This is a genomic window from uncultured Gemella sp. (assembly GCF_963519265.1).
GTDB lineage: Bacteria > Bacillota > Bacilli > Staphylococcales > Gemellaceae > Gemella.
In genome coordinates this window covers 50,915-74,527 of sequence record NZ_CAUQNQ010000002.1, presented here as the reverse complement: position 1 = coordinate 74,527, position 23,613 = coordinate 50,915, and the positions used below count along the sequence as shown (strand labels likewise).

Genomic DNA, 23,613 nt, shown 5'->3' with positions numbered 1-23,613 from the left:
AATTATGAGTAGACATTATGATGTAATTATTATTGGTTCTGGACCTGCAGGTTTATCAGCTGCGTTATATGCTTCACGTGCTAAATTAAACGTTTTGGTTCTAGAAAAATCGAAAAATGGAGGACAAGCAGCAATCACTCATATGATTGAAAACTATCCTGGTGCGATTGAAGATCCAACTGGACCACGTTTAACAGCGAGAATGGCAGAACAAGCTAGAAATTTTGGTACAGAGTTCAAACAAGAAGAAGTACTAGATGTTAATCTTGAAGGGGACGAAAAAGTAGTTACTTGTACAAGTGGTGATTACACAGCTAAAGCAGTAGTAATTGCAACTGGAGCATCTCCAAGAAAATTAGATATTCCAGGGGTTAGAGAATTAGAAAGTAAGGGTATTTCTTATTGTGCTACTTGTGATGGGGACTTCTTCGATGGTCTTGAAGTATACGTAGTTGGTGGGGGAAATAGTGCTGTAGAAGAAGCTCTATTCTTAACTAAATTTGCTCGTAAAGTAACAATTATCCACTTCGAAGAAGATATTCACTGTGAAAGAATTACAGCTGAAAAAGCAAGAAATCACCCACAAATCGAAATTAGAACTGAAACAGTTGTTCTTGAAGCAATTGGTGATGGAATTTTAGAAGCTATTAAATTGAAAAATGTAGCTACAGGTGAAGAGTATGTGGTAGAAGCTGACGAAGAAGATGGAACTATGGGATTATTCTTCTTCATCGGATATGTTCCTCAAACTAAACTATTTGAAGGTAAAGTTGAACTAACTGAAGGTGGTTATGTTAAAGCTGGAGAAGACACTAAAACAAGTGTTGAAGGTGTATATGTAGCTGGTGACTGTCGTCAAAAAGAAATTCGTCAAGTAGTTACAGCTGTATGTGATGGTGCTGTAGCAGCAATCACTGCAGAAAAATATATTGCTGAAAAATTTGAATAAAATTTTAAAAAATAAAAAAGGAGATAAAGACAATGTTAGAACTAAACAAAGAAAACTTTGAGAGTGAAGTATTGGAAGCCGAAGGATACGTGTTAGTAGACTTCTGGAGCCAAGGATGCGAACCATGTAAAGCACTTATGCCAAGTGTACATGAATTAGCAGACAAATACGGAGACAAACTTAAGTTTGCTGCTCTAGATACAACAAAAGCAAGAAGACTTGCAATCAAACAAAAAGTTTTAGGGTTACCAACAATAGCCATATATAAAGACGGAAGCAAAGTCGAAGAAGTAACTAAAGATGATGCTACTGTTCCAAATATAGAAGCTATGATTAACAAATATTTATAAAAAAAATAAACTCAATGGGGAGGTATTAGGTATGCGTCTTGAATTAGGAAAGATCCATATTAAAGATATACAATTTGCTGCAGAATCAAAAATCGAGGCAAACGTATTATATGTAAATAAAGAAGAGCTTGTAAAAGCTGTTTTCGAGGATGATGCAATTGAATCTGTTGATTTAGAAATTGCTCGTCCAGGTGAGAGTGTTCGTATTACACCTGTTAAGGATGTAATTGAACCTCGTGTTAAAGTTGAAGGTCGTGGAGGAATTTTCCCAGGTATCCTTTCAAAAGTTGATACAGTAGGTGAAGGTCGTACAATCGCACTTAAAGGTATGGCTGTAGTAACTACTGGTAAAATCGTAGGATTCCAAGAAGGTATCATCGATATGACTGGAGTTGGAGCTGACTACACTCCATTCTCTAAAACAAATAACTTAATCGTTATTGCTGAACCTAAAGAAGGAGTTAAACAACACGAACACGAAAAAGCAGTTCGTTACATCGGATTCAAAGCTGCTCGTTACATTGCAGAATTAGCTCGTTCATTAGAACCAGAAGAAGTAGAAGTGTTTGAAACTAAACCTTTATTAGAACAAATTGCTGAATATCCAGATCTACCAAAAGTAGGTTATGTATACATGCTTCAAACTCAAGGTTTATTACACGATACTTATGTATATGGTGTTGATGCTAAACAAATCGTACCAACTATTCTATATCCAACAGAAATCATGGATGGTGCAATTGTAAGTGGTAACTGTGTATCAGCATGTGATAAAAACCCAACATATGTGCACTTAAACAATGGTGTTATTGAAGATTTATACAAAAAACATGGTAAAGAAATTAACTTCTTAGGTGTAATCATCACTAATGAAAATGTTTATTTAATGGATAAAGAACGTTCATCTAACTGGACTGCAAAACTTTGCCGTTACTTAAACTTAGATGCTGTAATCGTATCTCAAGAAGGATTTGGTAACCCAGATACTGACTTAATTATGAACTGTAAAAAAATTGAAGCTGAAAAAGTTAAAACAGTTATCGTAACTGATGAATATGCAGGGCGTGACGGAGCCAGCCAAAGTTTAGCTGATGCTGACGTAGCTGCTGACGCTGTAGTAACTGGAGGAAATGCTAACCAAGTGGTTGTATTACCAAAATTAGATAAAGTTATCGGACACATTGATGTAGTAAATGTAATTGCTGGTGGTAACCAAGACTCATTAAGAGAAGATGGAACTATCGAAGTTGAAATTCAAGCTATTACAGGTGCTACTAACGAAACAGGTTTCGGTTACTTAAGTACTAAAACTTTCTAATTAAGCAAAATAAAAATAAATGTTATAGATTTTAACAAGGAGGAAATAAGATAATGGTAAGTCTTATTAATAAAAAAGTAGTTATCATTGGTGACCGTGATGGTATCCCAGGATTAGCTATTGAAGAGTGTGTAAAACCAATCGAAGGATTAGAAGTAGTATTCTCATCTACTGAATGTTTTGTCTGAACAGCTGCAGGGGCTATGGACTTAGAAAACCAAAAACGTGTTAAAGAAGCTGCCGAAAAATACGGTAACGAAAACGTTGTGGTTTTACTAGGTGCATCTGAAGCCGAAGCTGCTGGTCTAGCAGCTGAAACAGTAACAGCAGGTGACCCAACATTTGCAGGACCACTTGCAGGTGTAGCATTAAATCTTGCTGTATATCACGTTGTAGAAGAAGAAATTAAATCTCAAATAGATGAAGCTATCTATGAAGATCAAGTTGGAATGATGGAAATGGTATTAGATATTGATGAAATCGCAAGCGAAATGAAAGATGTTCGTGGAGAGTAATTAAAAATCTAAATAATAGTTATAGGGGGAAATAAAAATGTCTAAAATAAGAGTAGTACATTATATAAACCAATTCTTCGCTGGAGTAGGTGGAGAAGAACAAGCCCACATTGCACCGGAATTAAGAACTGAATTACCACCGATTAGTGTTCAGTTACAAGGGCAATTGGGAGAAGAATTTGAAGTAGTAGCTGCAGTAGTTTGTGGTGATAGTTACTTCAACGAAAACTTAGAAAAAGTTCAACCAGAACTTTTAGAAATGATTAAAGGATGCGAACCACAATTATTTATCGCTGGTCCAGCATTCAATGCAGGGCGTTACGGGGTAGCAGCTGGTACAATTACTAAAGCTGTTCAAGACGAATTAGGAATTCCAGCTGTAACAGCAATGTATGTAGAAAACCCAGGAACAGACATGTTTAGAAAAGAAGTTTATATTCTTGAAACAGCTGACAGTGCAGCTGGTATGAGAAAAGCTTTACCAAAATTAGCTAAATTTGCAGCAAAATTAGCTAAAGGTGAAGAAATCCTTTCTCCAAAAGAAGAAGGATACCATGAAAGAGGAATCCGTGTTAACTTCTTCAGTGACAAACGTGGATCAGAACGTGCTGTTGAAATGCTTGTTAAGAAAATTAAAGGTGAAGAATTCGAAACAGAATATCCAATGCCTAACTTTGACAGAGTTGAGCCAAATCCAGCTGTTAAAGATTTAAGTAAAGCTAAAATCGCTTTAGTTACTTCTGGTGGTATCGTTCCAAAAGGAAATCCAGATCACATCGAATCATCTTCTGCATCTAAATATGGTGAATATTCATTAGAAGGATTTACTGATTTAACTGATGCAACTCACGAAACAGCTCACGGTGGATACGACCCAGTATACGCTAACGAAGATGCTGACCGTGTATTACCTGTAGACGTAATGAGAGAATTTGTTAAAGAAGGTAAAGTAGGAAGCTTACATGAAAAATTCTATACTACAGTAGGTAACGGTACTGCCGTAGCTAGTGCTGTAGGATTCGCTAAAGAATATGCACAAAAATTAGTAGCCGATGGAGTAGATGCTGTAATCTTAACTTCTACTTGAGGAACTTGTACTCGTTGCGGTGCAACGATGGTAAAAGAAATTGAGAGAGCGGGTATACCTGTGGTTCACATGTGTACAGTAGTACCGATTTCTCTAACAGTAGGAGCTAATAGAATTGTGCCTACTATAGCAATTCCTCATCCATTAGCAAATCCAAAACTAGATGCGGATGAAGAGAAAAAATTAAGACGTGGACTTGTAGAAAAAGCATTACATGCTTTAACTGTAGAAGTTGACGGACAAACAGTATTCGAATAATAAAAAAGAAAGGGGAGCTGAGGGTATGTTTATACCCTCAGCACGATATAGCTATGAATTATCCAGTATTTAAGGGAGCAGGATACATTCTTGTTCATACACCAGATATGATAGTAAGAAATGGATCGACTGCTTCTGTAGAAAGAGTTACGAATCCAGATTCAGAGTTTTTAAAAGAAGTAAATAACCATATTCGTACATATGAAGAAGTGGTTAACTATTTACCTAACCAAGTGTATATTGGTAATAAAACACCTGAACAATTAAATACATATCCAATGCCTTGGTATGATATTAAAGATGAAAAAGGTGAACGACACGGTAAATTTGGACAAATTGTCCCACAAGATGAGTTTTTAGCATTAATGAAACTTTGTGATGCTTTTGACTTAGTTAAACTATCAGAAGAGTTTGTAGCCGCTGTTCGTCCTAAAATAGAGGAAAACTTCAAAGAGCTAGCTCCTTTATTCGAAAAATTAGAAGGATCTGACTTAAGTGATAATGAAGAATCATTCGAAGATTTAGTTCATGAAGGAAAAGTAGTTGGTTATGTTAAAAAAGCTCACGATGTTGATGTGAACTTAAATGCTCACGTTATATTCGAAAATCTAGTAGTTAAAGCTTCTGGAGTTGTTGCTGCATTAGAATTATTACGTAATTCTGGTGTAAACCCAGCTGATATTGACTATGTTGTAGAATGTTCTGAAGAAGCTTGTGGGGATATTAACCAGCGTGGTGGTGGTAACTTCGCTAAAGCAATTGCAGAAGTTGTAGGTTTAGTTAACGCTACTGGATCTGACTTAAGAGGTTTCTGTGCTGCACCAACTCACGCATTAATCAGTGCTTCATCTTTAGTAAAAGCTGGAGTATACAAAAATGTATTAGTAGTTGCTGGTGGAGCAAGTGCTAAATTAGGTATGAATGGTAAAGACCACGTTAAAAAAGGTCTTCCAGTTCTAGAAGATGTTCTAGGTGGATTTGCTGTTCTTATTAGTGAAAATGATGGAGTAAATCCAATCATTAGAACTGATATGGTCGGAAAACACAATGTAGGAACAGGATCTTCACCACAAGCTGTAATGGGAGCTTTAGTAGCTGATCCATTAGATAAAGCTAAATTGAAAATTACAGATGTTGATGTATTCTCTGTAGAGATGCAAAACCCAGACATCACAAAAGCTGCTGGAGCAGGTAACGTTCCAGAAGCTAACTACAAAATGATTGCGGCATTAGCTGCAATGCGTGGAGATATTGAGAAAAAAGAACTTAAAACATTTATCGAAGCTAAAGGTTTACCTGGTTGGGCTCCAACACAAGGACACATTCCTTCAGGAGTACCTTATGTAGGATTCTTAATTGATGACTTAACAAAAGGTGATAAAAACCGTGCTATGATCGTAGGTAAAGGTAGTCTATTCTTAGGAAGAATGACAAACTTATTTGATGGAGTATCTATTGTAGTTGAAAGAAACAGCGGTAATGTAGAAGGAGAATCTGCAGGAATTTCTAAAGATGAAATAAGAAAAATTATTGCAGAATCAATGAGAAAAATTTCCCAAGAAATGTTAGAAGAATAGGGGTGATACTATGAGTAAACAAGTTATATCAGAAGTATTGCTAGAAGTAGCTAATGCCATTGAAACTGGTAACTTTGGTAAAAAATTAAAAGTTGGTTTAACAACTTTAGGAAGTGAACATGGCTTTGAGAACTTACTTAACGGTGCAATATTAGCTAAAAATCCTGTATTCGACATAGTTTTAATAGGTAAGGGACATGAGGACTTTGAATCGTATGAAGCTAAAGATGAAGATGAAGCTCACAAAATTATGGAAGACCTATTAGATAAAGGTGAAATAGCTTCTTGTGTAACTATGCATTATAATTTCCCTATCGGTGTATCAACAGTTGGTAGAGTTGTTACACCTGGAAGAGGTAATGAAATGCTTCTTGCAACAACAACAGGGACTTCAGCTACTAACAGAGTTGAAGCAATGGTAAGAAATACACTTTACGGTATTGCAACTGCTAAATCGCTTGGAAAATCTAATCCTACTGTTGGTATAGCGAATGTTGAAGGTGCTAGACAAGTTGAAAAAATTTTATTAGACCTTAAAGAGAATGGTTATGAATTTGAATTTGCAACATCTCAAAGAGCGGATGGTGGTTCTGTAATGAGAGGTAATGATTTACTTATGGGAACTCCTGATGTTATGGTTGTTGATTCATTAACTGGTAACTTATTCATGAAAGTATTCTCAGCGTTCACTACTGGTGGGGATTATGAAGCTAGTGGATTTGGATATGGACCTGGTGTAGGAGAAGATTACGATAGAAGAATTTTAATCTTATCAAGAGCATCTGGTTCACCTGTTGTTGCCAATGCATTGAAATACGCTTATGAAGTAGCCAAAGGTAAAGTAAACGAAATAGCAAGACAAGAATTTGAAAAAGCTAATAAAGCTAAACTTGATGAATTCATTTCTAAATTGAAAATTAAAAAAGAAGGCTCAGCAACTACTGAAGAGGTAAAAATGCCAGATAAAGAAGTAGTTACTGCACAAATTTCAGGTATAGATATTCTAGATCTTGAAGATGCAACTAAACTACTTTGGAAAAATGGAATATATGCTGAGAGTGGAATGGGATGTACTGGACCGATAGTTTTAGTAAATCCTGATAAGAAAGATTCAGCAGAAGAAATTCTTAAAAATGAAGGGCTTATTTCATAATCTAAAGATAGGCAGATTGGTTTCTTAGAGAAGGAAAAGCCGTAAGGTTTAAACAATTAATAAATACCCTTTTTATTGGATGAAATAATTTCCAGTAAAGAGGGTGTTTTTAATTTCTGAAGAGGTATGAAATAAATGGGGTATATAAGCAATAGTGTTATATTAATTTTTTAAGAATTTTTGATAATAGAGTAATTTGATTAAATTAACTTCGCACTGTATAATATAAAATTGGAAGATTTTGAAATGGAGAAAAATTGTTAGAATTAATAAGTTCTAACGAAAGGAGATTTTTTTATTAATGCAAATATTTAGAAAAAAAACATTAGAAAGGGTACTAGGAGAAAGAGGTAAGAAGATGTTGAAGCCAACCCTAAGAACTATGGATTTAATTTTTCTTGGTATAGGTTCTGTTATTGGTTCAGGTATATTGGTACTAACTGGTGAAGTAGCATCTAAGGTAGGACCATCGGTAATATTCTCGTTTTTAATTGCTGGACTAGCATGTGGGCTTACAGCATTATGTTATGCTGAATTATCTTCAACTATTCCATCTAGTGGTAGTGTGTATACATATAGTTATATTACACTAGGAGAAGTAGTTGCTCATTGTATGGGCTGGCTTTTAGCAGGAAGCTATATCATAGCAGGAGCTGCGATAGCTAATGGTTGGTCAAGTTATTTTAAATCGTTATTGGAAGGCTTTGGAGTTGTAATACCTAAGGAATATACAACATTACCTAGCGAAGGCGGCTATGGAAATATCTTAGCAATTACTGTAGTTTTACTAATAATGATAGTCTTATTTAAAGGGACAAATAGTAGTAAGTTTGTGAATAATTTAATGGTTGCTGTTAAGATTATTGTTATTTTACTATTCGTTCTTGTAGGTATGTTTTATGTTACTCCGACGAATTGGACTGATAATTTTGTACCACAAGGAATATCGGGGATAATGATAGGAGCGACAACGGTGTTTTTCGCGTATTTAGGTTTTGATACTATCTCGACTTCAGCTGAAGAGACTGTAAACCCGCAAAAGTCTCTTCCTAGATCAATTATTATTACGTTATTAATTTGTACAGTATTTTATATAATTGTTTGTTTAGTAATAACGGGAATGGTACCATTTAGTCAATTAGGGAAAGGTGATGCATTAGCGTATGTTCTTGGAGTAGTTGGTCAAGCTAAGGTAGCGGGAATAGTTTCTTTAGGAGCAGTTATAGGTCTCTTATCTGGACCTTTGGGAACAATGTTTGCTGCGGTTAGAATATTATTTACAATGAGCAGAGATGGATTATTACCAAAACAGTTATCGACCTTAAATAAAAGTGGTGTCCCTGGTCCAACAACAATTGGAGTTGGTTTATTAATGGCTATTTTAACAGGATTCTTGCCACTGGGACAATTAGCTGATTTAGCTAATGTCTCGTACATAATAGCATTTGCGTTGGTTAGTTACTCAACCTTTGCTATTAGAAAGAATTATCCTAACGTGAAGCGTGGATTTACTATGCCAGGAATGCCTTACTTACCAATAATATCAATATTATTATTTATCATATTATTATATGGTATTCAATTGTCAACCTGGAAAATTTTTGGATGTTGGATTTTAGTAGGTTTAGCAATTTATTTTGCTTATTCTGTAAATCATAGTAAGGAAAGATAAGTTGATAATAAAATTAAAAATCTTGGATATTAGTTATGTCTAATATCCAAGATTTTTTTATAAGAATTGCGAATCATCTTCTATTATTTCTTTAACCTTTTGCATTTGGTTGTCTAGTTTAGCACTTATATCTGCACAGAGTTGAAGACGACGCTCTATTTCTTTTTCTTTCTCTTCACTTAGATTTTTCTTGTATCTAAGTTTGTGTTCTAAGCTAGCCCAGAAATCCATTGCGATTGTTCTAAATTGAACCTCAACAGCAATGTATTCTACTTTATCTGATAAGAAGATTGGTACCTTAACGATAAGGTGATAACTTCTATAGCCATTTTCTTTGTGATTTTTAATATAGTCTTTTTCAGCTATAACTGTAAGATCATCTTGTTGTTTTAAGGCATCTACAAGTTTATAAACATCATTTTTAAATGAACATATAACACGCACACCAGCAACATCATAGATGTTTTCTTTTATTGTATTTATATCAAATGGTAAACCTAAACGTTTAAGTTTATTCATTAGGCTCATTGGAGTCTTTAATCTAGTGTTCACGGATTCGATTGGATTACTCTCTCCGTGTAAAGAAAATTCCTTATCAAAAACATTTAGTTTTGTTTCAATTTCAAGCATTGCACATTCGTAGTGCATAAATAATTCTACATAGGGTTCTAATTCATTTATTAGGAGCGAATTGTTATTTTCTATAGAAAATAATTGTTCTGTTAATTTTTCAATTTGTGTTTTTTTCATATACATTTCTCACTTTATTATTTACTATAATTTTATCATAAATTGTTATATTAAAATATAGTTTAAGTAATGAAAAAATAAATTTTTTAGGTTGAAGTGAACTTTTTGAACATCATTTTCAACTAGTATAATATAAGGGAAGTAGAAAACTGTATCATATATTTCATATGTTGAAAATTATTACAGAAGTATATGTCAACCTTTGTTAAAGTTGATATAATAAGCTTTTTAGATTATGGTTATAAAAACAGAAGAGCTAAAAAAATTCACAATTAGAGTAAAAGGCTAGCTAATAAGCTTTCTGAATTTCCCGGAAATAAATGTTGTAGACAGGAAGAAATTTTTGAGATAAGATAGTATTATGATGTTTTTATGAATCTAAAATTATATCGAAATGAGGGATAACATGCAAAATAATAATTTATATTCATACACAAAGGCGAAAGTTGATAGTTTAACTAAAAATTTACTAGTTATAAAAAGGGATGGGCGTATAGTTAGGTTTGATGCTGAAAAAATCTATAAGGCGATAGAAAAAGCGGTACATTCAGTATTTGGTAAAAACCATAGTGTTAATATTAATGGTATTGTGGATAACGTAATTTTAGAGATTGCTAATAGATTTAAAGGTGATATTAAAATTTATGAACTTCAAAATATTGTTGAGCACACACTGCTTACTTTAGGTGAAGAAGCAATATATGAAGAGTATGTAGGTTATAGAAGTATGCGTGATATTGAACGTGAACGCAGTCTAGATATAAATGTAGCTATTGAAAAACTCGTTAACCGTGATGAGAATGTAGTAAATGAGAATGCTAATAAAGACAGTTTGGTGTTTAATACACATAGAGATTTAACGAGTGGTATTGTTGCTAAAGCAATAGGTCTTAAAATGTTGCCGAAACATGTTGCTAATGCACATCAAAAAGGAGAAATTCACTATCATGACTTAGATTACTCACCTTATCAACCATTGACAAACTGTTGTTTAATTGACTTTAAAGAGATGTTAACAAAAGGTTTTAAAATTGGGAATGCTGATGTAGATAGTCCTAAGAGTATTCAAACAGCAACAGCTCAAATGGCTCAGATTATTGCTAATGTTGCATCAAGCCAGTACGGTGGATGTAGTGCTGATAGAATTGACGAGGTACTTGCACCGTTTGCAAAATTGAATTATGAAAAGAATTTAAAAATGGCTCAAGAGTGGATTGATGATGAGGAAAAACAAAAGGAATTTGCTAAACAAAAGACTAAAAAAGATATTTTTGATGCAATGCAATCTTTAGAATATGAAATTAATACATTATACTCATCACAAGGACAAACACCATTTACATCATTAGGTTTCGGGTTAGGTGAGGGCTATTTTGAAAAAGAAATTCAAAAAGCGATACTTAAGGTAAGAATAGAAGGATTAGGAAAAGAGAAAAGAACGGCTATTTTCCCTAAGTTAATTTTTGTTATTAAAGATGGCTTAAATTTAAAACCAACAGATCCTAATTATGATGTGAAACAACTTGCGTTGTCATGCGCAACTCAAAGAATGTATCCAGATGTACTTATGTATGATACTATTACGAAGATTACTGGTAGTTGTAAAACTCCTATGGGTTGTAGATCGTTCTTACCTGCTTGGAGAAATGAACAAGGTGAACTTGTGGAAAGTGGGCGTATGAATCTTGGGGTAGTAACGTTAAATCTTCCTAGAATAGCTTTAGAATCAAAAGGTAATAAGAACGAGTTCTGGGAAATTTTTAAAGAGAGGTTAGAAATTTGCAAAAATGCACTTGATTACAGAGCAAAACGCTGTGGTGAGGCAAAACCGCAAAATGCACCTATTCTTTACATGCACGGTGCGTTTGGGAAACGTCTTAAACCTGAAGACAGGGTAAAACAATTATTTGACAATAAACGTTCTACATTATCATTGGGATATATAGGTTTATATGAAGTGGCAAGTGTCTTTTATGGAGGAGAATGGGAGAAAAATCCCGAAGCAAAAGAATTTACTCTTGATATCATGCGTTATATGAAAGAGTGTGTAGATAAATGGACAGAAGAGGGAGACTATTGGTATAGTATTTATTCAACGCCTAGTGAGTCTCTAACTGATAGATTCTGCCGAATGGATACTGAGAAGTTTGGTATTGTAGAAAATATTACAGATAAAGAATATTATACAAACTCGTATCATTATGATGTAAGGAAGAACCCAACTCCATTTGAAAAATTAGATTTTGAAAAAGATTATCCATATTATGCAAGTGGTGGATTCATACATTATTGCGAGTATCCAGTGTTAAAACAAAATCCGAGGGCGCTAGAAGCGGTATGGGATTATGCTTATGACAAGGTAGGATATTTAGGTACAAATACACCGATTGATCGTTGTTATAAATGTGGATATGAGGGAGAATTTGAGCCAACTAAAAAAGGATTTAAATGCCCAGAATGTGGGAATAGAGATCCGAAAAGCTGCGATGTTGTTAAAAGAACATGTGGGTACTTAGGAAATCCTCAAGCACGTCCTATGATTAAAGGTCGTCATAAAGAAATTGTAGCAAGGGTAAAACATTTAAAATAAAAATAACTTTTAATAGGGAGTGACTCAAAAATCGTGGTTTCTAGAAACAAGATTTTGTTGAGTCCTCCCGGACAGTTTATTAGATATCTAAAAAGTTTTTATAAAGCGTATTTAGATATCAATAAACCACTGCGTCTATGAGTTCTTATATGAACTTTGTTAAATTTTAGGACTTTTGGGTCAGTTTCTATAATTTTTAAAGTTTAAAGAGAATAAAAAAATTAATCTAAAACAATAAAAAACCTTTAAATCCTTTACATTATTCAATTTTTTTGATAAAATCAATACTGATAAGAAATTAGGAGGAATTTATACATGGGTAAAATATTTAAAGGTGCTTTATTAGGAGCGATAAGTGCAATAGGAGCTTATTATTATAAAAATCCTAAAGAGTTAGAGAAACACAAAGAGTTATTAAAAGAAAATGCTAGAAATGGTATTGATAGATTAACAGAAATTGTTAATGATAAAATTCAGGAGTTAGAAGCACAAGCGCAGGAAGAAAAAGATCTTGCTAAAGAAAAATTAGAAGAATTAACAGCATCTGAAGAAGTTGCGGAAGTAGAAGAAAGCTTTGTAGAATTAGGAGCTAAAGCTAAAGAGGTTAAAGAAGAAGTAGTAGCAGAAGTAACTGAAACAGTAGAAGATGTGAGAGAAGCTACAGAACCTGCAGTTGAACAATTAGAAGGAACTATTGCACCAGTTGTAGAAGAAGTAAAAGAAATTGTTGTTCCAGCTGCTGAGCCTGCTTTTGAGAAAATGGAAGAAGTTGTGGAGAATGTAAAAGAAGCGGCAGTAGAGCGATATGAAGAAAAAGTAGAGCCTACATTTGAAGAAATTCATGAGGCTGTAGCTCCAGTTATTGAAAAAGCAGAAGAAGTACATGAAGAATTAGAAGAGGAAGTTGAGGAAAAACCAAAAACAACTCTAGATTCTATCGTTTCTTTATTCGCTTCAAAAGAAGGAAATAAATAGTATAGATGATATATGATAGAATCGAGGCATGGAGAAATATCTCTTTAGCCTCGGTTCTTTTTATAAAATAAATAATATAGTAGTTCTATAATAAATTCGGAGTATGATAATAATTCTCATTTCCGGATTATTTTTTTTGATAAAAAATATTTATAATTTAGATACTTTATAATTGTTTTAAAGTGAAAATCACTTGTTTTAAATAATTTTTCACATCGCATGATAGCTGTAATTTATAAGCGTTTAGTAGATAATGAGAGATTGGTAAATATAATTATATTTTTTATATATTCCTAACTTTATAAATAATTTCCAATTCATATTTATATAGATAATTACTTGATTAAGAATCGATGCCTGTATTACAATAGATTTGTAAGGTGATTATTTAAAGGAGGAGAATTATGAAAACAAATAAAAAACTATTAACATCACTAATTTCAATATCAATGTGTAGTATGTTGATTCCAATGAATGGAATACAGAATATATATGCCACAGAAGGAGAAGTCACACTTGCTAATACTGGGAATATTAGTAAAGATGAAATTATTAATGCTCTTATTCCAGATAGTCAACTTGAACATAAGGTAGACGATAATGAAAAGGTAGAGATTCCAGATTATAATTTACGTCGTGGTATTTGTGAACTTATGAACTACAAAGATGTTGATAATGCAGTAATCACAAAGAGAGATTTGAGAAGAATAAGGTATCTTTCACCAGAAGTGTGTCAGGCTCATGACAATTCGGAACATGGCGTTAGAGTTAAAAGTCTTGAAGGTTTACAATATGCTGAGAATCTTGAAAAGTTAAGTATGGTAAATCAAGAGTTTGGTGATATCTCTCCGTTAGCCAATCTGACTAAATTAAAATATCTTGATTTGAGAAATGTAGCAAAAAATGGTCATGGTATAAAAGATCTTTCGCCTTTAGCGAAATTAACAAATCTAGAATATTTAAATTTATTTAAAGCGGAACCTATAAATGTAAATGAGTTAGAAAATCTTGTGAAGTTGAAATCACTGAATCTGGGTGCTGCTAAAATAAATAGTGTTAGTTTTGCAAGTAAAATGATAAATTTAGAATATCTAAACTTGGAACACAATGAATTTGCGGATGTAACTGCTTTAGAGGATTTAGTTAATTTAAAAACATTATTATTGGATTCTACTGTGAAAACGTGGATTACTGATACAAGTAAATCTAGAATAAAAGATATTTCAAAATTGAATAGACTAACTAAATTAGAAGAATTAGGTGTATCTAATAATGATATTGATAACATAGATGTAGTTAAAAATTTTAAAAAATTAAATAAATTCCATGCAACAAATAATAATATTACAAACTTTGAATCATTATTATCTTTACGAGGATTACAAGAGGTTTGGATTCAAGAAAATAAAAATAATATAGTGAAATCTCCTGAGAATTATCTGAAGGCAAAAGAGTTATTTAATAAATTAAATAAAGGTATTTATGGAAAAGAAGATGTAGCTACAATTGATAGTTTATTAAATGCTGATTCTAACGTGAAAAAATTTTTCAGCGAAGTAGCTGTAAAAACTTTAGAAAAATATAAAGAAGAATTACAAGCAAAAGATAACGTTGAAAATACTTTATTCGAAGATATTAGATTAAATCAAATAAATGGTTCAATCGAGAAAATAGCAAAACTAGCTGATGTTAAAATTAAAGCTGGCGAAAATTTATTGGATAAATTACCGAAGAATGTTAAGGTTAGGGTCAAATTAGATAAAAAAGATTCTAAGGGTGAAATTTCAAGAAATTCAAATTCAGATATTTTAAGAATAGCTGTTGTTAGTAGTGAAGAAGCTTCGGTGGTTGAGGGAATTGAATTAGTTTCAAGTACAGGGAAAAAATATACAGTTGCCAATGGAATTATTGAAGTTAAAGCTAGTGATGCTGTAGTTCCATATGTACCATATTCACTAAATTATAATGGGAAGAAAGTATTTGAGTTTTATAATACAGGATATAATAGGGTTGGTAATATAAAAGGTAGTAATGGAGCAATAGATGTTGTAAAAGCAGATGATATTTCTAAATACTTAGTAGCAAATATTGATAAAGGATTAGCTGAAAATAATAATTCGACAACAGTAAAACCAGGAACAGAAACAGGGATAAATCCACCTGTGCCAAAAACAGAGACAGAAGCAGGAACAAATCCATCTGCGCCAAAAACAGGAGCAGATAATAAAAAAAATCAACCACTTGATACAACTGGATTGGGCATAGTGGATAATCAAATCATTTATAAAGTAATAGATGAGAACGGGAAGGCAGTTGAGTTAGATGCACCTTTAGTTGCCTCTGGAGAATATGATTCAAAACAATCGATATTTGAAAATGGACTTTATAAATTCAAAAGTGTAGGAGAAGATTCAGAGTTTAGAATTAGCCTGAATTCATCGAAATATCAGTTAGTAGGGTCATATTCATTCACAACAGTGTACAATAGAAAATTACCTAATGCGAACAGTTTTTCTTATATATCTAAAGATAATATAAAAGAAAACTTTAGTAAAGAAGGGAAAATAACAAATAAAGAAATATTTGTTATTCAAGTTAAAAACCTTAAAGATAATGCAGTAACCACCCCTAAAATTGAATCGCCTACTGATAATACTAAACCAGTAAAACCAGAAGTTCATACAGATAGTAGAATAGGTGTAAAAAAAGATGCTAGAAATAATGTTAGTATAAATTATAAGATTGTAGATCAGAATGGTAAGGAATTAACAGAGGCATTAAGTTTAAGTGTGACGAGTCCTAATAATCAGGATATTTTGCTTAAATTTAATAATGGTGTGTATACTTACAAAGCGCAAGGGATTGATGATACATTTACTTTAACACTAAAATCTGATAAGTATGATTTAGTGAATAGTTATAGATTTAGAGATAAGTTCAATGTTAAAACATTTAAAGGAGAAATATCTTCTGTTCAAGTAAATTCAGAAGATGCTTCGAATGTAGAAGAAGCGGGTGAAAAATTCTTTACATTAGTAGTTTCTGAGAAAAAATCCCCTGCAGTATCTAGCAATAATGTAACGTTTAGAGCTGTAGGAAATTCAGGCTCAACTGATACTATAGATGTAACATTACCTGTTGAATATGATTTAACGAATGTTGATGTCAATACTCCAGGAGAATATGAAGTAACAGGGAAAGTGGTTCATGGAGAAAATATAAGAAACGATAAAGATTTAAAAGTTAATGTTAAAGTTATAGTAACTGCAAAAGATACTGATAAACCAGAAGATAAGAAACCAGAAACTGAAGTAGAAAAACCAAAAGAAGAGAAACCAAAAACTGAAGTAGAAAAACCGAAAGAAGAAAAGCCTAAAGCTGAAGTGGTAAAACCTGATAATAAGGTAGAAGTTCTTGAATCTTCTAAACCGGATACAGCACCTATAAATGACGTTCCTGAGTTAGGTAATGTTGATAAGTTAAAAATTGAAGCTGAGATTTCTAAAATAAAAGAGCAATTAAAAACACTCTCTCCTGCTGATGTAGAAAAATTAACAGCTGATTTAGAAAAACTTGAAGAAGCACTTAAGATATTAGAAGCTAATAAACCCGCTGTTCAAAGTTTACCTAAACTAGATATTCCAACAGTCGAGACAGAAATTTCAAAAGTTAAAGAACAAATCAAGGATGCTGAAGAAAACGGTGCTGAACCTTACCTTGTTGAAGGATTAAAAGCTTTATTAGCTGATCATGAAGAACTATTAGAAGCATTAAAAGTATTAGAAGCTAATAAACCAGCTATTAATGAAGTACCTCAGTTTGATTTAACTGCACTTAAAGGTGATAAATTAACTAGAAGTGATGTGCACTTCAAACAAAATGATTTTGAACAAAAAGATGAAATTAAAAAAGGAGGAGGATTACCCGCAACAGGTATGACTTCATCTAGAACCGCTGTCTTAGGATTGAGTTTAATTGCATTAGTAGGGGTTGTTGTTAGACGTAAACTTTCTAAGTAATGAAGCACAGTTTTTTAGAATTTTAAATAATTCTAGGAAAGGTATTGGGAGTATGAATAAAACTCTGTAAAAATCAAAATTTACTAGTTTATAATATTTAATTATATATATGGATGCTAGCTTGTATTGTACAGGGAGCATCCATTTTGTTTAATTCATAATTATATTGCATAAAAATCCCTCTTTATTGGTTATTATTTTGTTCAATAAAGAGGGTGTATAATTTATAATTATCTAGTTATTTTTTCTTATAACCTATCAGCAATTGCTTTTCTAATTTCTTCGAATTCAGCAGGCTCAACTTTTTGAGGTGGCCATTTAACTTCTAAATTATCGAAGTTTACATCTTTATCTTTATATCTTGGTACGATGTGGAAGTGAAGGTGGAAGACACTTTGTCCAGCATATTCTTCGTTATTTTGGAAGATATTTACTCCGTCGCAACCATAGGCTTCTTTTACTGCGTTAGCAATTTTCGGAAGAACACGTCCAATGTTAGCAGCTGTTTCAGGATCGCAGTCAAAAATATTTCTACTGTGTTTTTTGGGAATTACTAGAGTGTGTCCTTTTGTGATAGGGAATACATCTAGAAAGCTGTATACATGCTCATCTTCATACACTTTGTAACTTGGGATTTCTCCATCGATAATTTTTTCAAAAATAGTTTTTTCCATAATTTTTACTCCTTATTATTTTAAGTTTTCTAATGTTTCTATTAAAAGTTTTTTCAGGTTTACACTAATTTTTTGTGCAGTTTGTAATACGTGTTCGTGGTCGTGTTTTTTCTCTTGAATTCCTGTAGCCATATTAGTTGCACAAGCTAATACTGCAACTGGAAGTGATGCGTGGTTCGCTGCGATTACTTCTGGTACTGTAGACATACCTACAAGGTTACATCCCATAGTTTTAAATGCACGAATCTCTGCGCGTGTTTCGAAGTAAGGACCTTGGAAGAATCCGTAAACACCAGTGTGTAAAGTAAAGTCTAATTTTTTTGCAGAATTGTGTAAAGTCTCAACTAAGTACGAATCGAAAGGAGTTGTCATGTCAACAAATCTTTCACCTAGACGTGGGTCATTCTCTCCCATTAGAGGGTTATTGTTTACAAGTGAGATGAAGTCATCAAGACATACGATATCTCCTTCACTGAAGTCTGTGTTGATAGCACCGCAAGCATTTGTAATGAATAATCCTTTTACTCCAAGATGTTTAACAACATATGTCATAAAGGCAACATCTTTCATGCTGTATCCTTCGTAATAGTGAAGACGTCCATTTAATACTAGTACATTTTTCCCAGAAATTTTTCCGAAAGTTAGTTTATTTGCATGTCCTTTAACACGGTTAGCGTGTTTATTTCCTGGAAAAAGTGGAATAGCTTCGTAGCCAAGTTCTTGTTGATCTTCTAATTCTAAAGTGATCCCACTACCTAATACTACTGCGTAGTCAATTTGTTCTCCAAAATATTTTTTGATGTAGTTTGCCGTCTCTACAATATTTTCATAATATGTCATAATATAAATTCCTCCTGAAAATGCTTTATCAAAGTTATTATAGCATAAAAAATTCAGAAAATATATAATTTTATATTAATAATTATCAACGTTTGTATTATTAATATAAATGAGTTTATGTAATTTTTAATGATGCGATTGAAATATAAAAATGAACATCAATAAGTGCTATAAGACTATGATTTATTTAATCAAAAATTTAGTTGTGTTTAAAAAATTTAAAAAAGTTCAAAAAACATTTGCAAGCGTTTTAAAAATATTGTATTATGTACTTAGTACATAAATTTTTAAGGAGGGTATTATGAAAAAATTACGTACTATTTTTGTAATTCTAGTTGCATTATCATTAATTGTTGTTGGTTGTTCTTCAAAGAATGCTAAGAATGACACTAAATCTGATGGAAAGAGCGGATATAAAATTGGTGTCGTAACTGGTGAAGGTGGAGCAAAAGATAAGAGTTTTAACCAAGCTAACGTAGAGGCAATTCAAGCGTGGACGAAAGCTAATGGTGCAAAAGAGCCAGTTGTTTTAGAAACGAAAACTCAATCGGATTTAACTTCTAATTTACAAAATGCAGCAAAAGTATCTGATATTATTTCTTTAGCTGGTTATGAATTTGAAAAAGAAATTCCAAAAGTAGCGGAACAATATAAAGATAAAAAATTCATGTATGTTGATACTTTTGTTGATGCGCCTAATATTGCTTCATTAATCTTTAAGGAACAAGAAGCTGGTTATTTAGCTGGATATATTGCAGCTTTACAATCTAAAACAGGGAAAGTTGGATATATTGGAGGAACTAAAATTCCACCAGTAGAGCGATTTGGTATTGGGTTTGTACAAGGTGCTAAAGCGGCTAAAAGTGATATTAAAGTAATGTATAATTATAGCGGAACTTTTTCAGATACAAACAAAGGTAAAACATTAGCAGCTACTATGTATGACTCAGGTGCGGATGTAATTTTCGTTGCTGCAGGTAATACTGGTAATGGTGTAATCTCAGAAGCTAAAGAACGCGGTATTATCGATATGTCTAAGAGTGGAGAGATTAAACACTGGGTTGTAGGAGTAGATAAAGATCAATACGAAGAAGGTATTTTTAAAGGGAAAGATAAAGACGGAAAAGAATATCAAAAATCTGCAGTCCTAACATCAGCTGTTAAAAATATTGAAGTAGCAGTTACTAAAATATTAAATGAAATCAAAGAAGGTAAATTTACAAAAGGTGAACATGTCTTTGGTATTAAAGAAAATGGTGTAGGAATTCCAAAAGAAAATCCTAACTTAAGTGATGAAGTTAAAACAAAAGTTGCTAGTGCTATCGAAGAACTAAAATCAGGTAAAGTTGAAGTAGTAGCTACTGGAGATGAACTTAAAGCTAAAGGAGCAGCTACAAATATTGAAGGGGAATTATAGTAGACATTTATTATAGGAACTGTTCATAAATATTAATTAGTAGGAATCACCGTTATTGGTGGTTCCTATTTTTTAGAGACATTTAAACGAACTTTTAAAATTAAAAAAAACTTAAAAAATTTTATTATTACAGTAGTAGTTGTAAAATTTTTAGGCTCTAAATGATTGTTTAGTACTAAAGTACAATGGGTGGGAACGTTACTGTATTTTTAAAAAAGCGATAATATTTTTATTTAGAATAATAAACTGTGTACAAATATAGACGAAAATAATGTAACTTTTAAAATCTTTAAATATAAAGAAAGATAACGTTTTTAGAAAAAACCGAACGTTAGCTAAATACGGAATTCAGGGATGTATACTGAGTTGACTTTCCCTTTAAATATATGCTATTATCTTTTTTTAAAACAATTTCTAATCGTAAGGAGATTAATATTTAATATGAGAAAATTATTTTTATTTGTAGCGATAATATTATCTGCTATTTTAGTTGTTACAGGGTGTTCGTCTAAATCGTCAAAAGACAATTCAACTAATAAATCTAATTTAAAAGTTGTTGTCGTAACTGATGAAGGTGGGGCAAAAGATAAGAGCTTTAACCAAAGTAATGCAGAAGCACTAACTTCATGGGTTGAAAAAAATGGTGGTAAGGCATTAACTCCAGTTGAAACAAAAAATCATTCAGACCTAGCAGCAAATATGCAAAGTGCATCAAAAGCAGCTGATGTAATTTCATTAGCAGGTTTTTATTTTGAAAAAGAATTACCAAAAATGGCAGATGCCTTCCCAGATAAAAAGTATATTTTTATCGATGGTGTAGTGGAAAAAGCTAACGTAGCTTCTGTGACTTTTGCGGAACAAGAAGCAGGATATTTAGCAGGATATGTAGCAGCATTACAATCTAAAACTGGGAAAGTTGGATTTATCGGTGGAGCCAAAATTCCTACAGTAGCAAGATTTGGAATTGGATTTGTACAAGGCGCAAAAGCAGCAAATAAAGATATTAAAGTAGTATATAACTACAGTGGATTATTTAGCGATACAAATAAAGGTAAAACAATTGCAGCAACTATGTACGATACAGGAGCTGATGTAATCTTCGTAGCAGCAGGTGGAACAGGTAATGGAGCAATTAAAGAAGCACAAGAAAGAGCTACGCAAGATTTAAAAGAAAGTGGAGAAATCAAACACTGGATTGTAGGTGTTGATAAAGACCAATATACTGATGGAGTCTTTAAAGCTAAGGGCAAAGATGGGAAAGGTGTTGAAAAATCTGTAGTTGTAGCATCGGTTATTAAACGTGTGGATGTTGCGGTTAAAAATGTATTAGACAGCATTAAAGCAGGGAAATTCGAAGGTGGAAAAGAACATATCTTTACTATTAAAGAAGATGGAATTGAATTAACTTTAGAAAATCCTAACTTAAATGATGAAACTAAATCAAAAATCAAAAATAAAATGGCAGAGCTAAAAGCTGGTAAAGAGCTAGTTATAGCTGAAGCTGATAAATTAACTGATAAAAATAATATTGACGGTGAATTATAATAAAATTTAACGTAGAATGTGGCTGACCTAAAAGTCCTAAAATTCAACAAATGTCATATGCTAACTCATAGACGCAGTGGTTTATTGATATCTAAATTCGCTTTATAAAAGTTTTTTAGATATCTAATAAACTGTGCGGGAGTGACTCCACAAATCGATTTCTCCGAAATCACGATTTTTCAGTCACTCTCATTTTTTATTTGTCTATGGTTATTAATGTGTAATAATTATTTATAATAAGAGTAATATATTTTAATGTTCGTAAAGTTTCAACTCTTTAATAAGACCTTATTTATAGTTTTATTTTAATTTATTTAATTAATGTGTAATAATTAATAATGTATAAAAATTCGTATTAAATTGTAAACGTTATTAATGTTTTGAAAATGATTTATAATTCTAAAATAATTCTATGGAAACAAAGGAGAATAGATATGATATAAGCTATAAATGTTGTTTTTATAGCTTTTTATAATTATAAAACGAACATTATAAAAAAATGTTAATATTTCAAAAATAAATCATTGAAGTTTCAAAGATAATGTGGTATTATTTAGATATAAACAATATACAAATAAAGGAGACTTTTTATTTATGAAAAAGGTATTTTCGTTAATAGCAGTTGTTTTATCAGCAGCATTAATTATCGTTGGATGTTCTTCTAAATCATCTAACGGAAATTCATCTTCTAACAACTCTGGATTAAAAATCGGTGTTGTAACTGACGAAGGTGGAGCAAAAGATAAAAGTTTTAACCAAAGTAACGTTGAAACTGTAAAAGCTTGGGCTGAAAAAAATGGTGGAAAAGCACTTAACCCAATCGAAACTAAAAACCAAAGTGACATTGCAGCTAACTTACAAAATGCAGCAAAAGCTTCTGATGTAATTTCATTAGCTGGTTTCTACTTTGAAAAAGAATTACCAAAAGTTGCAGATTCATTTGCAGATAAAAAATTCATTTTCATCGATGGTGTAGTTCAAAACAAAAACGTTGCTTCTGTAACATTCTCAGAACACGAAGCTGGATACTTAGCTGGATATGCAGCAGCTTTACAATCAAAAACTGGTAAAGTTGGATACATTGGTGGAGCTAAAATTCCTGCAGTAGTTAAATTTGGTGTTGGATTCGTTCAAGGTGCTAAAGCAGCTAAAAAAGACATCAAAGTTGTTTACAACTACAGTGGTTCATTCAATGACACTAACAAAGGTAAAACTTTAGCAGCAACTATGTTTGATGCTGGTGCTGACGTAATCTTCGTAGCAGCTGGTGGAACTGGTAGTGGATCTATTAAAGAAGCTCAAGAAAGAGCTACTAAAGATCTTAAAGAAAGCGGAGAAGTTAAACACTGGATCGTTGGTGTAGATAAAGACCAATATTCTGAAGGTGTATTCAAAGCTAAAGATAAAGACGGAAAAGATGTTGAAAAATCAGTTATCTTAACTTCAGCTGTTAAACGTATCGACGTAGCAGTTGCTAACATCTTAGATGCTATCAAAGCTAACAAATTTGAAGGTGGAACAGCTAAAGTCTTCACTATTAAAGAAGATGGTGTTGGACTTCCAGCAGAAAACCCTAACTTAAGCAATGATATCAAAGCTAAAATTAAAACAGTTGTTGAAGATCTTAAAGCTGGAAAAGCAACAGTTGCAGCTGATGCAGCTGGTGTAGCTGACAAAGCTAATATCGACGGAGAACTTTAATTTTAAAAAGTTTATAGTAAAAAGGCCTAGCAAATGCTAGGTCTTTTTTTGTAAGGAATTATTTTTATATTTCTTAAATAGTATTAAAAAATTTATATTAAATTGAGGATAATTTAAGTTAGAAAAACCGTATTTTATTATAAAATATTAAAACGAATACAGTATAGATTTTAATTAATTTACTATGCAGTAAATTAATATTAAATATAAATAAAAAAATACC

Annotated in this window: 17 protein-coding genes; 14 read left to right on the top strand and 3 right to left on the bottom strand. The window is 32.3% G+C overall.

The window, feature by feature from the left end:
• The first annotated feature begins 4 nt into the window (after positions 1-4).
• The 8 genes from RWN11_RS00735 to RWN11_RS00700 all read left to right on the top strand — a co-directional run bounded on the left by RWN11_RS00735 (position 5) and on the right by RWN11_RS00700 (position 8,879).
• Complete coding sequence (locus tag RWN11_RS00735) at positions 5-949, top strand: FAD-dependent oxidoreductase (protein ID WP_314159883.1); 945 nt, start codon at positions 5-7, stop codon at positions 947-949.
• Positions 950-981: 32 nt separating this feature from the next.
• Positions 982-1,299 carry a thioredoxin TrxA gene (locus RWN11_RS00730; protein WP_003144580.1) on the top strand — a complete coding sequence of 106 codons (318 nt, stop codon included), beginning with the start codon at positions 982-984 and terminating at the stop codon, positions 1,297-1,299.
• A gap of 31 nt (positions 1,300-1,330) precedes the next feature.
• Positions 1,331-2,617 carry a glycine/sarcosine/betaine reductase component B subunit gene (locus RWN11_RS00725; RefSeq protein WP_314159882.1) on the top strand — a complete coding sequence of 429 codons (1,287 nt, stop codon included), beginning with the start codon at positions 1,331-1,333 and terminating at the stop codon, positions 2,615-2,617.
• A gap of 53 nt (positions 2,618-2,670) precedes the next feature.
• On the top strand, positions 2,671-3,132 hold the full coding sequence (gene grdA, locus RWN11_RS00720) for a glycine/sarcosine/betaine reductase complex selenoprotein A (RefSeq protein WP_314159881.1): 462 nt from the start codon (positions 2,671-2,673) through the stop codon (positions 3,130-3,132).
• A gap of 37 nt (positions 3,133-3,169) precedes the next feature.
• Positions 3,170-4,477, top strand: a complete 1,308-nt coding sequence (gene grdB, locus RWN11_RS00715) for a glycine reductase complex selenoprotein B (RefSeq protein ID WP_314159880.1) — start codon at positions 3,170-3,172, stop codon at positions 4,475-4,477.
• A gap of 53 nt (positions 4,478-4,530) precedes the next feature.
• Entirely contained in the window at positions 4,531-6,054 is a 1,524-nt protein-coding gene (gene grdC / locus RWN11_RS00710; RefSeq protein ID WP_314159879.1) for a glycine/sarcosine/betaine reductase complex component C subunit beta, read from the top strand.
• 10 nt (positions 6,055-6,064) lie between these two features.
• Positions 6,065-7,207 (top strand): glycine/sarcosine/betaine reductase complex component C subunit alpha, encoded by a 1,143-nt coding sequence (gene grdD / locus RWN11_RS00705; RefSeq protein ID WP_314159878.1) that lies wholly within the window; start codon positions 6,065-6,067, stop codon positions 7,205-7,207.
• A gap of 301 nt (positions 7,208-7,508) precedes the next feature.
• On the top strand, positions 7,509-8,879 hold the full coding sequence (locus RWN11_RS00700; RefSeq protein WP_314159877.1) for an amino acid permease: 1,371 nt from the start codon (positions 7,509-7,511) through the stop codon (positions 8,877-8,879).
• 57 nt (positions 8,880-8,936) lie between these two features.
• Here RWN11_RS00700 and RWN11_RS00695 read toward each other — a convergent pair whose 3' ends face one another.
• Entirely contained in the window at positions 8,937-9,629 is a 693-nt protein-coding gene (locus RWN11_RS00695; protein WP_314159876.1) for a GTP pyrophosphokinase family protein, read from the bottom strand.
• Between the two features lie 406 nt (positions 9,630-10,035).
• On the opposite strand from RWN11_RS00695, the gene nrdD reads away from it, so the two are divergent.
• The 3 genes from nrdD (at position 10,036) to RWN11_RS00680 (ending at position 17,213) form a co-directional block, all read left to right on the top strand.
• Complete coding sequence (gene nrdD / locus RWN11_RS00690; RefSeq protein ID WP_314159875.1) at positions 10,036-12,219, top strand: anaerobic ribonucleoside-triphosphate reductase; 2,184 nt, start codon at positions 10,036-10,038, stop codon at positions 12,217-12,219.
• 315 nt (positions 12,220-12,534) lie between these two features.
• The gene (locus tag RWN11_RS00685) at positions 12,535-13,194 is read left to right on the top strand and encodes a hypothetical protein (RefSeq protein WP_314159874.1); all 660 of its coding nucleotides are present in this window, start codon (positions 12,535-12,537) and stop codon (positions 13,192-13,194) included.
• 404 nt (positions 13,195-13,598) lie between these two features.
• On the top strand, positions 13,599-17,213 hold the full coding sequence (locus RWN11_RS00680) for a hypothetical protein (protein WP_314159873.1): 3,615 nt from the start codon (positions 13,599-13,601) through the stop codon (positions 17,211-17,213).
• Positions 17,214-17,461: 248 nt separating this feature from the next.
• On the opposite strand, the gene RWN11_RS00675 is transcribed toward RWN11_RS00680, so the two are convergent.
• Both RWN11_RS00675 and RWN11_RS00670 read right to left on the bottom strand, forming a co-directional pair.
• The gene (locus tag RWN11_RS00675; RefSeq protein WP_299323444.1) at positions 17,462-17,887 is read right to left on the bottom strand and encodes an HIT family protein; all 426 of its coding nucleotides are present in this window, start codon (positions 17,885-17,887) and stop codon (positions 17,462-17,464) included.
• 15 nt (positions 17,888-17,902) lie between these two features.
• Positions 17,903-18,727: a purine-nucleoside phosphorylase gene (locus RWN11_RS00670; RefSeq protein WP_314159872.1), complete on the bottom strand. Its 825-nt coding sequence runs from the start codon at positions 18,725-18,727 to the stop codon at positions 17,903-17,905.
• Positions 18,728-19,028: 301 nt separating this feature from the next.
• Here RWN11_RS00670 and RWN11_RS00665 point away from each other — a divergent pair, with 301 nt between their 5' ends.
• The 3 genes from RWN11_RS00665 (at position 19,029) to RWN11_RS00655 (ending at position 23,390) form a co-directional block, all read left to right on the top strand.
• Entirely contained in the window at positions 19,029-20,144 is a 1,116-nt protein-coding gene (locus RWN11_RS00665) for a BMP family ABC transporter substrate-binding protein (protein WP_314159871.1), read from the top strand.
• A gap of 441 nt (positions 20,145-20,585) precedes the next feature.
• Positions 20,586-21,689: a BMP family ABC transporter substrate-binding protein gene (locus tag RWN11_RS00660; protein ID WP_314159870.1), complete on the top strand. Its 1,104-nt coding sequence runs from the start codon at positions 20,586-20,588 to the stop codon at positions 21,687-21,689.
• Positions 21,690-22,283: 594 nt separating this feature from the next.
• The gene (locus tag RWN11_RS00655; RefSeq protein ID WP_314159869.1) at positions 22,284-23,390 is read left to right on the top strand and encodes a BMP family ABC transporter substrate-binding protein; all 1,107 of its coding nucleotides are present in this window, start codon (positions 22,284-22,286) and stop codon (positions 23,388-23,390) included.
• Positions 23,391-23,613: the final 223 nt, after the last annotated feature.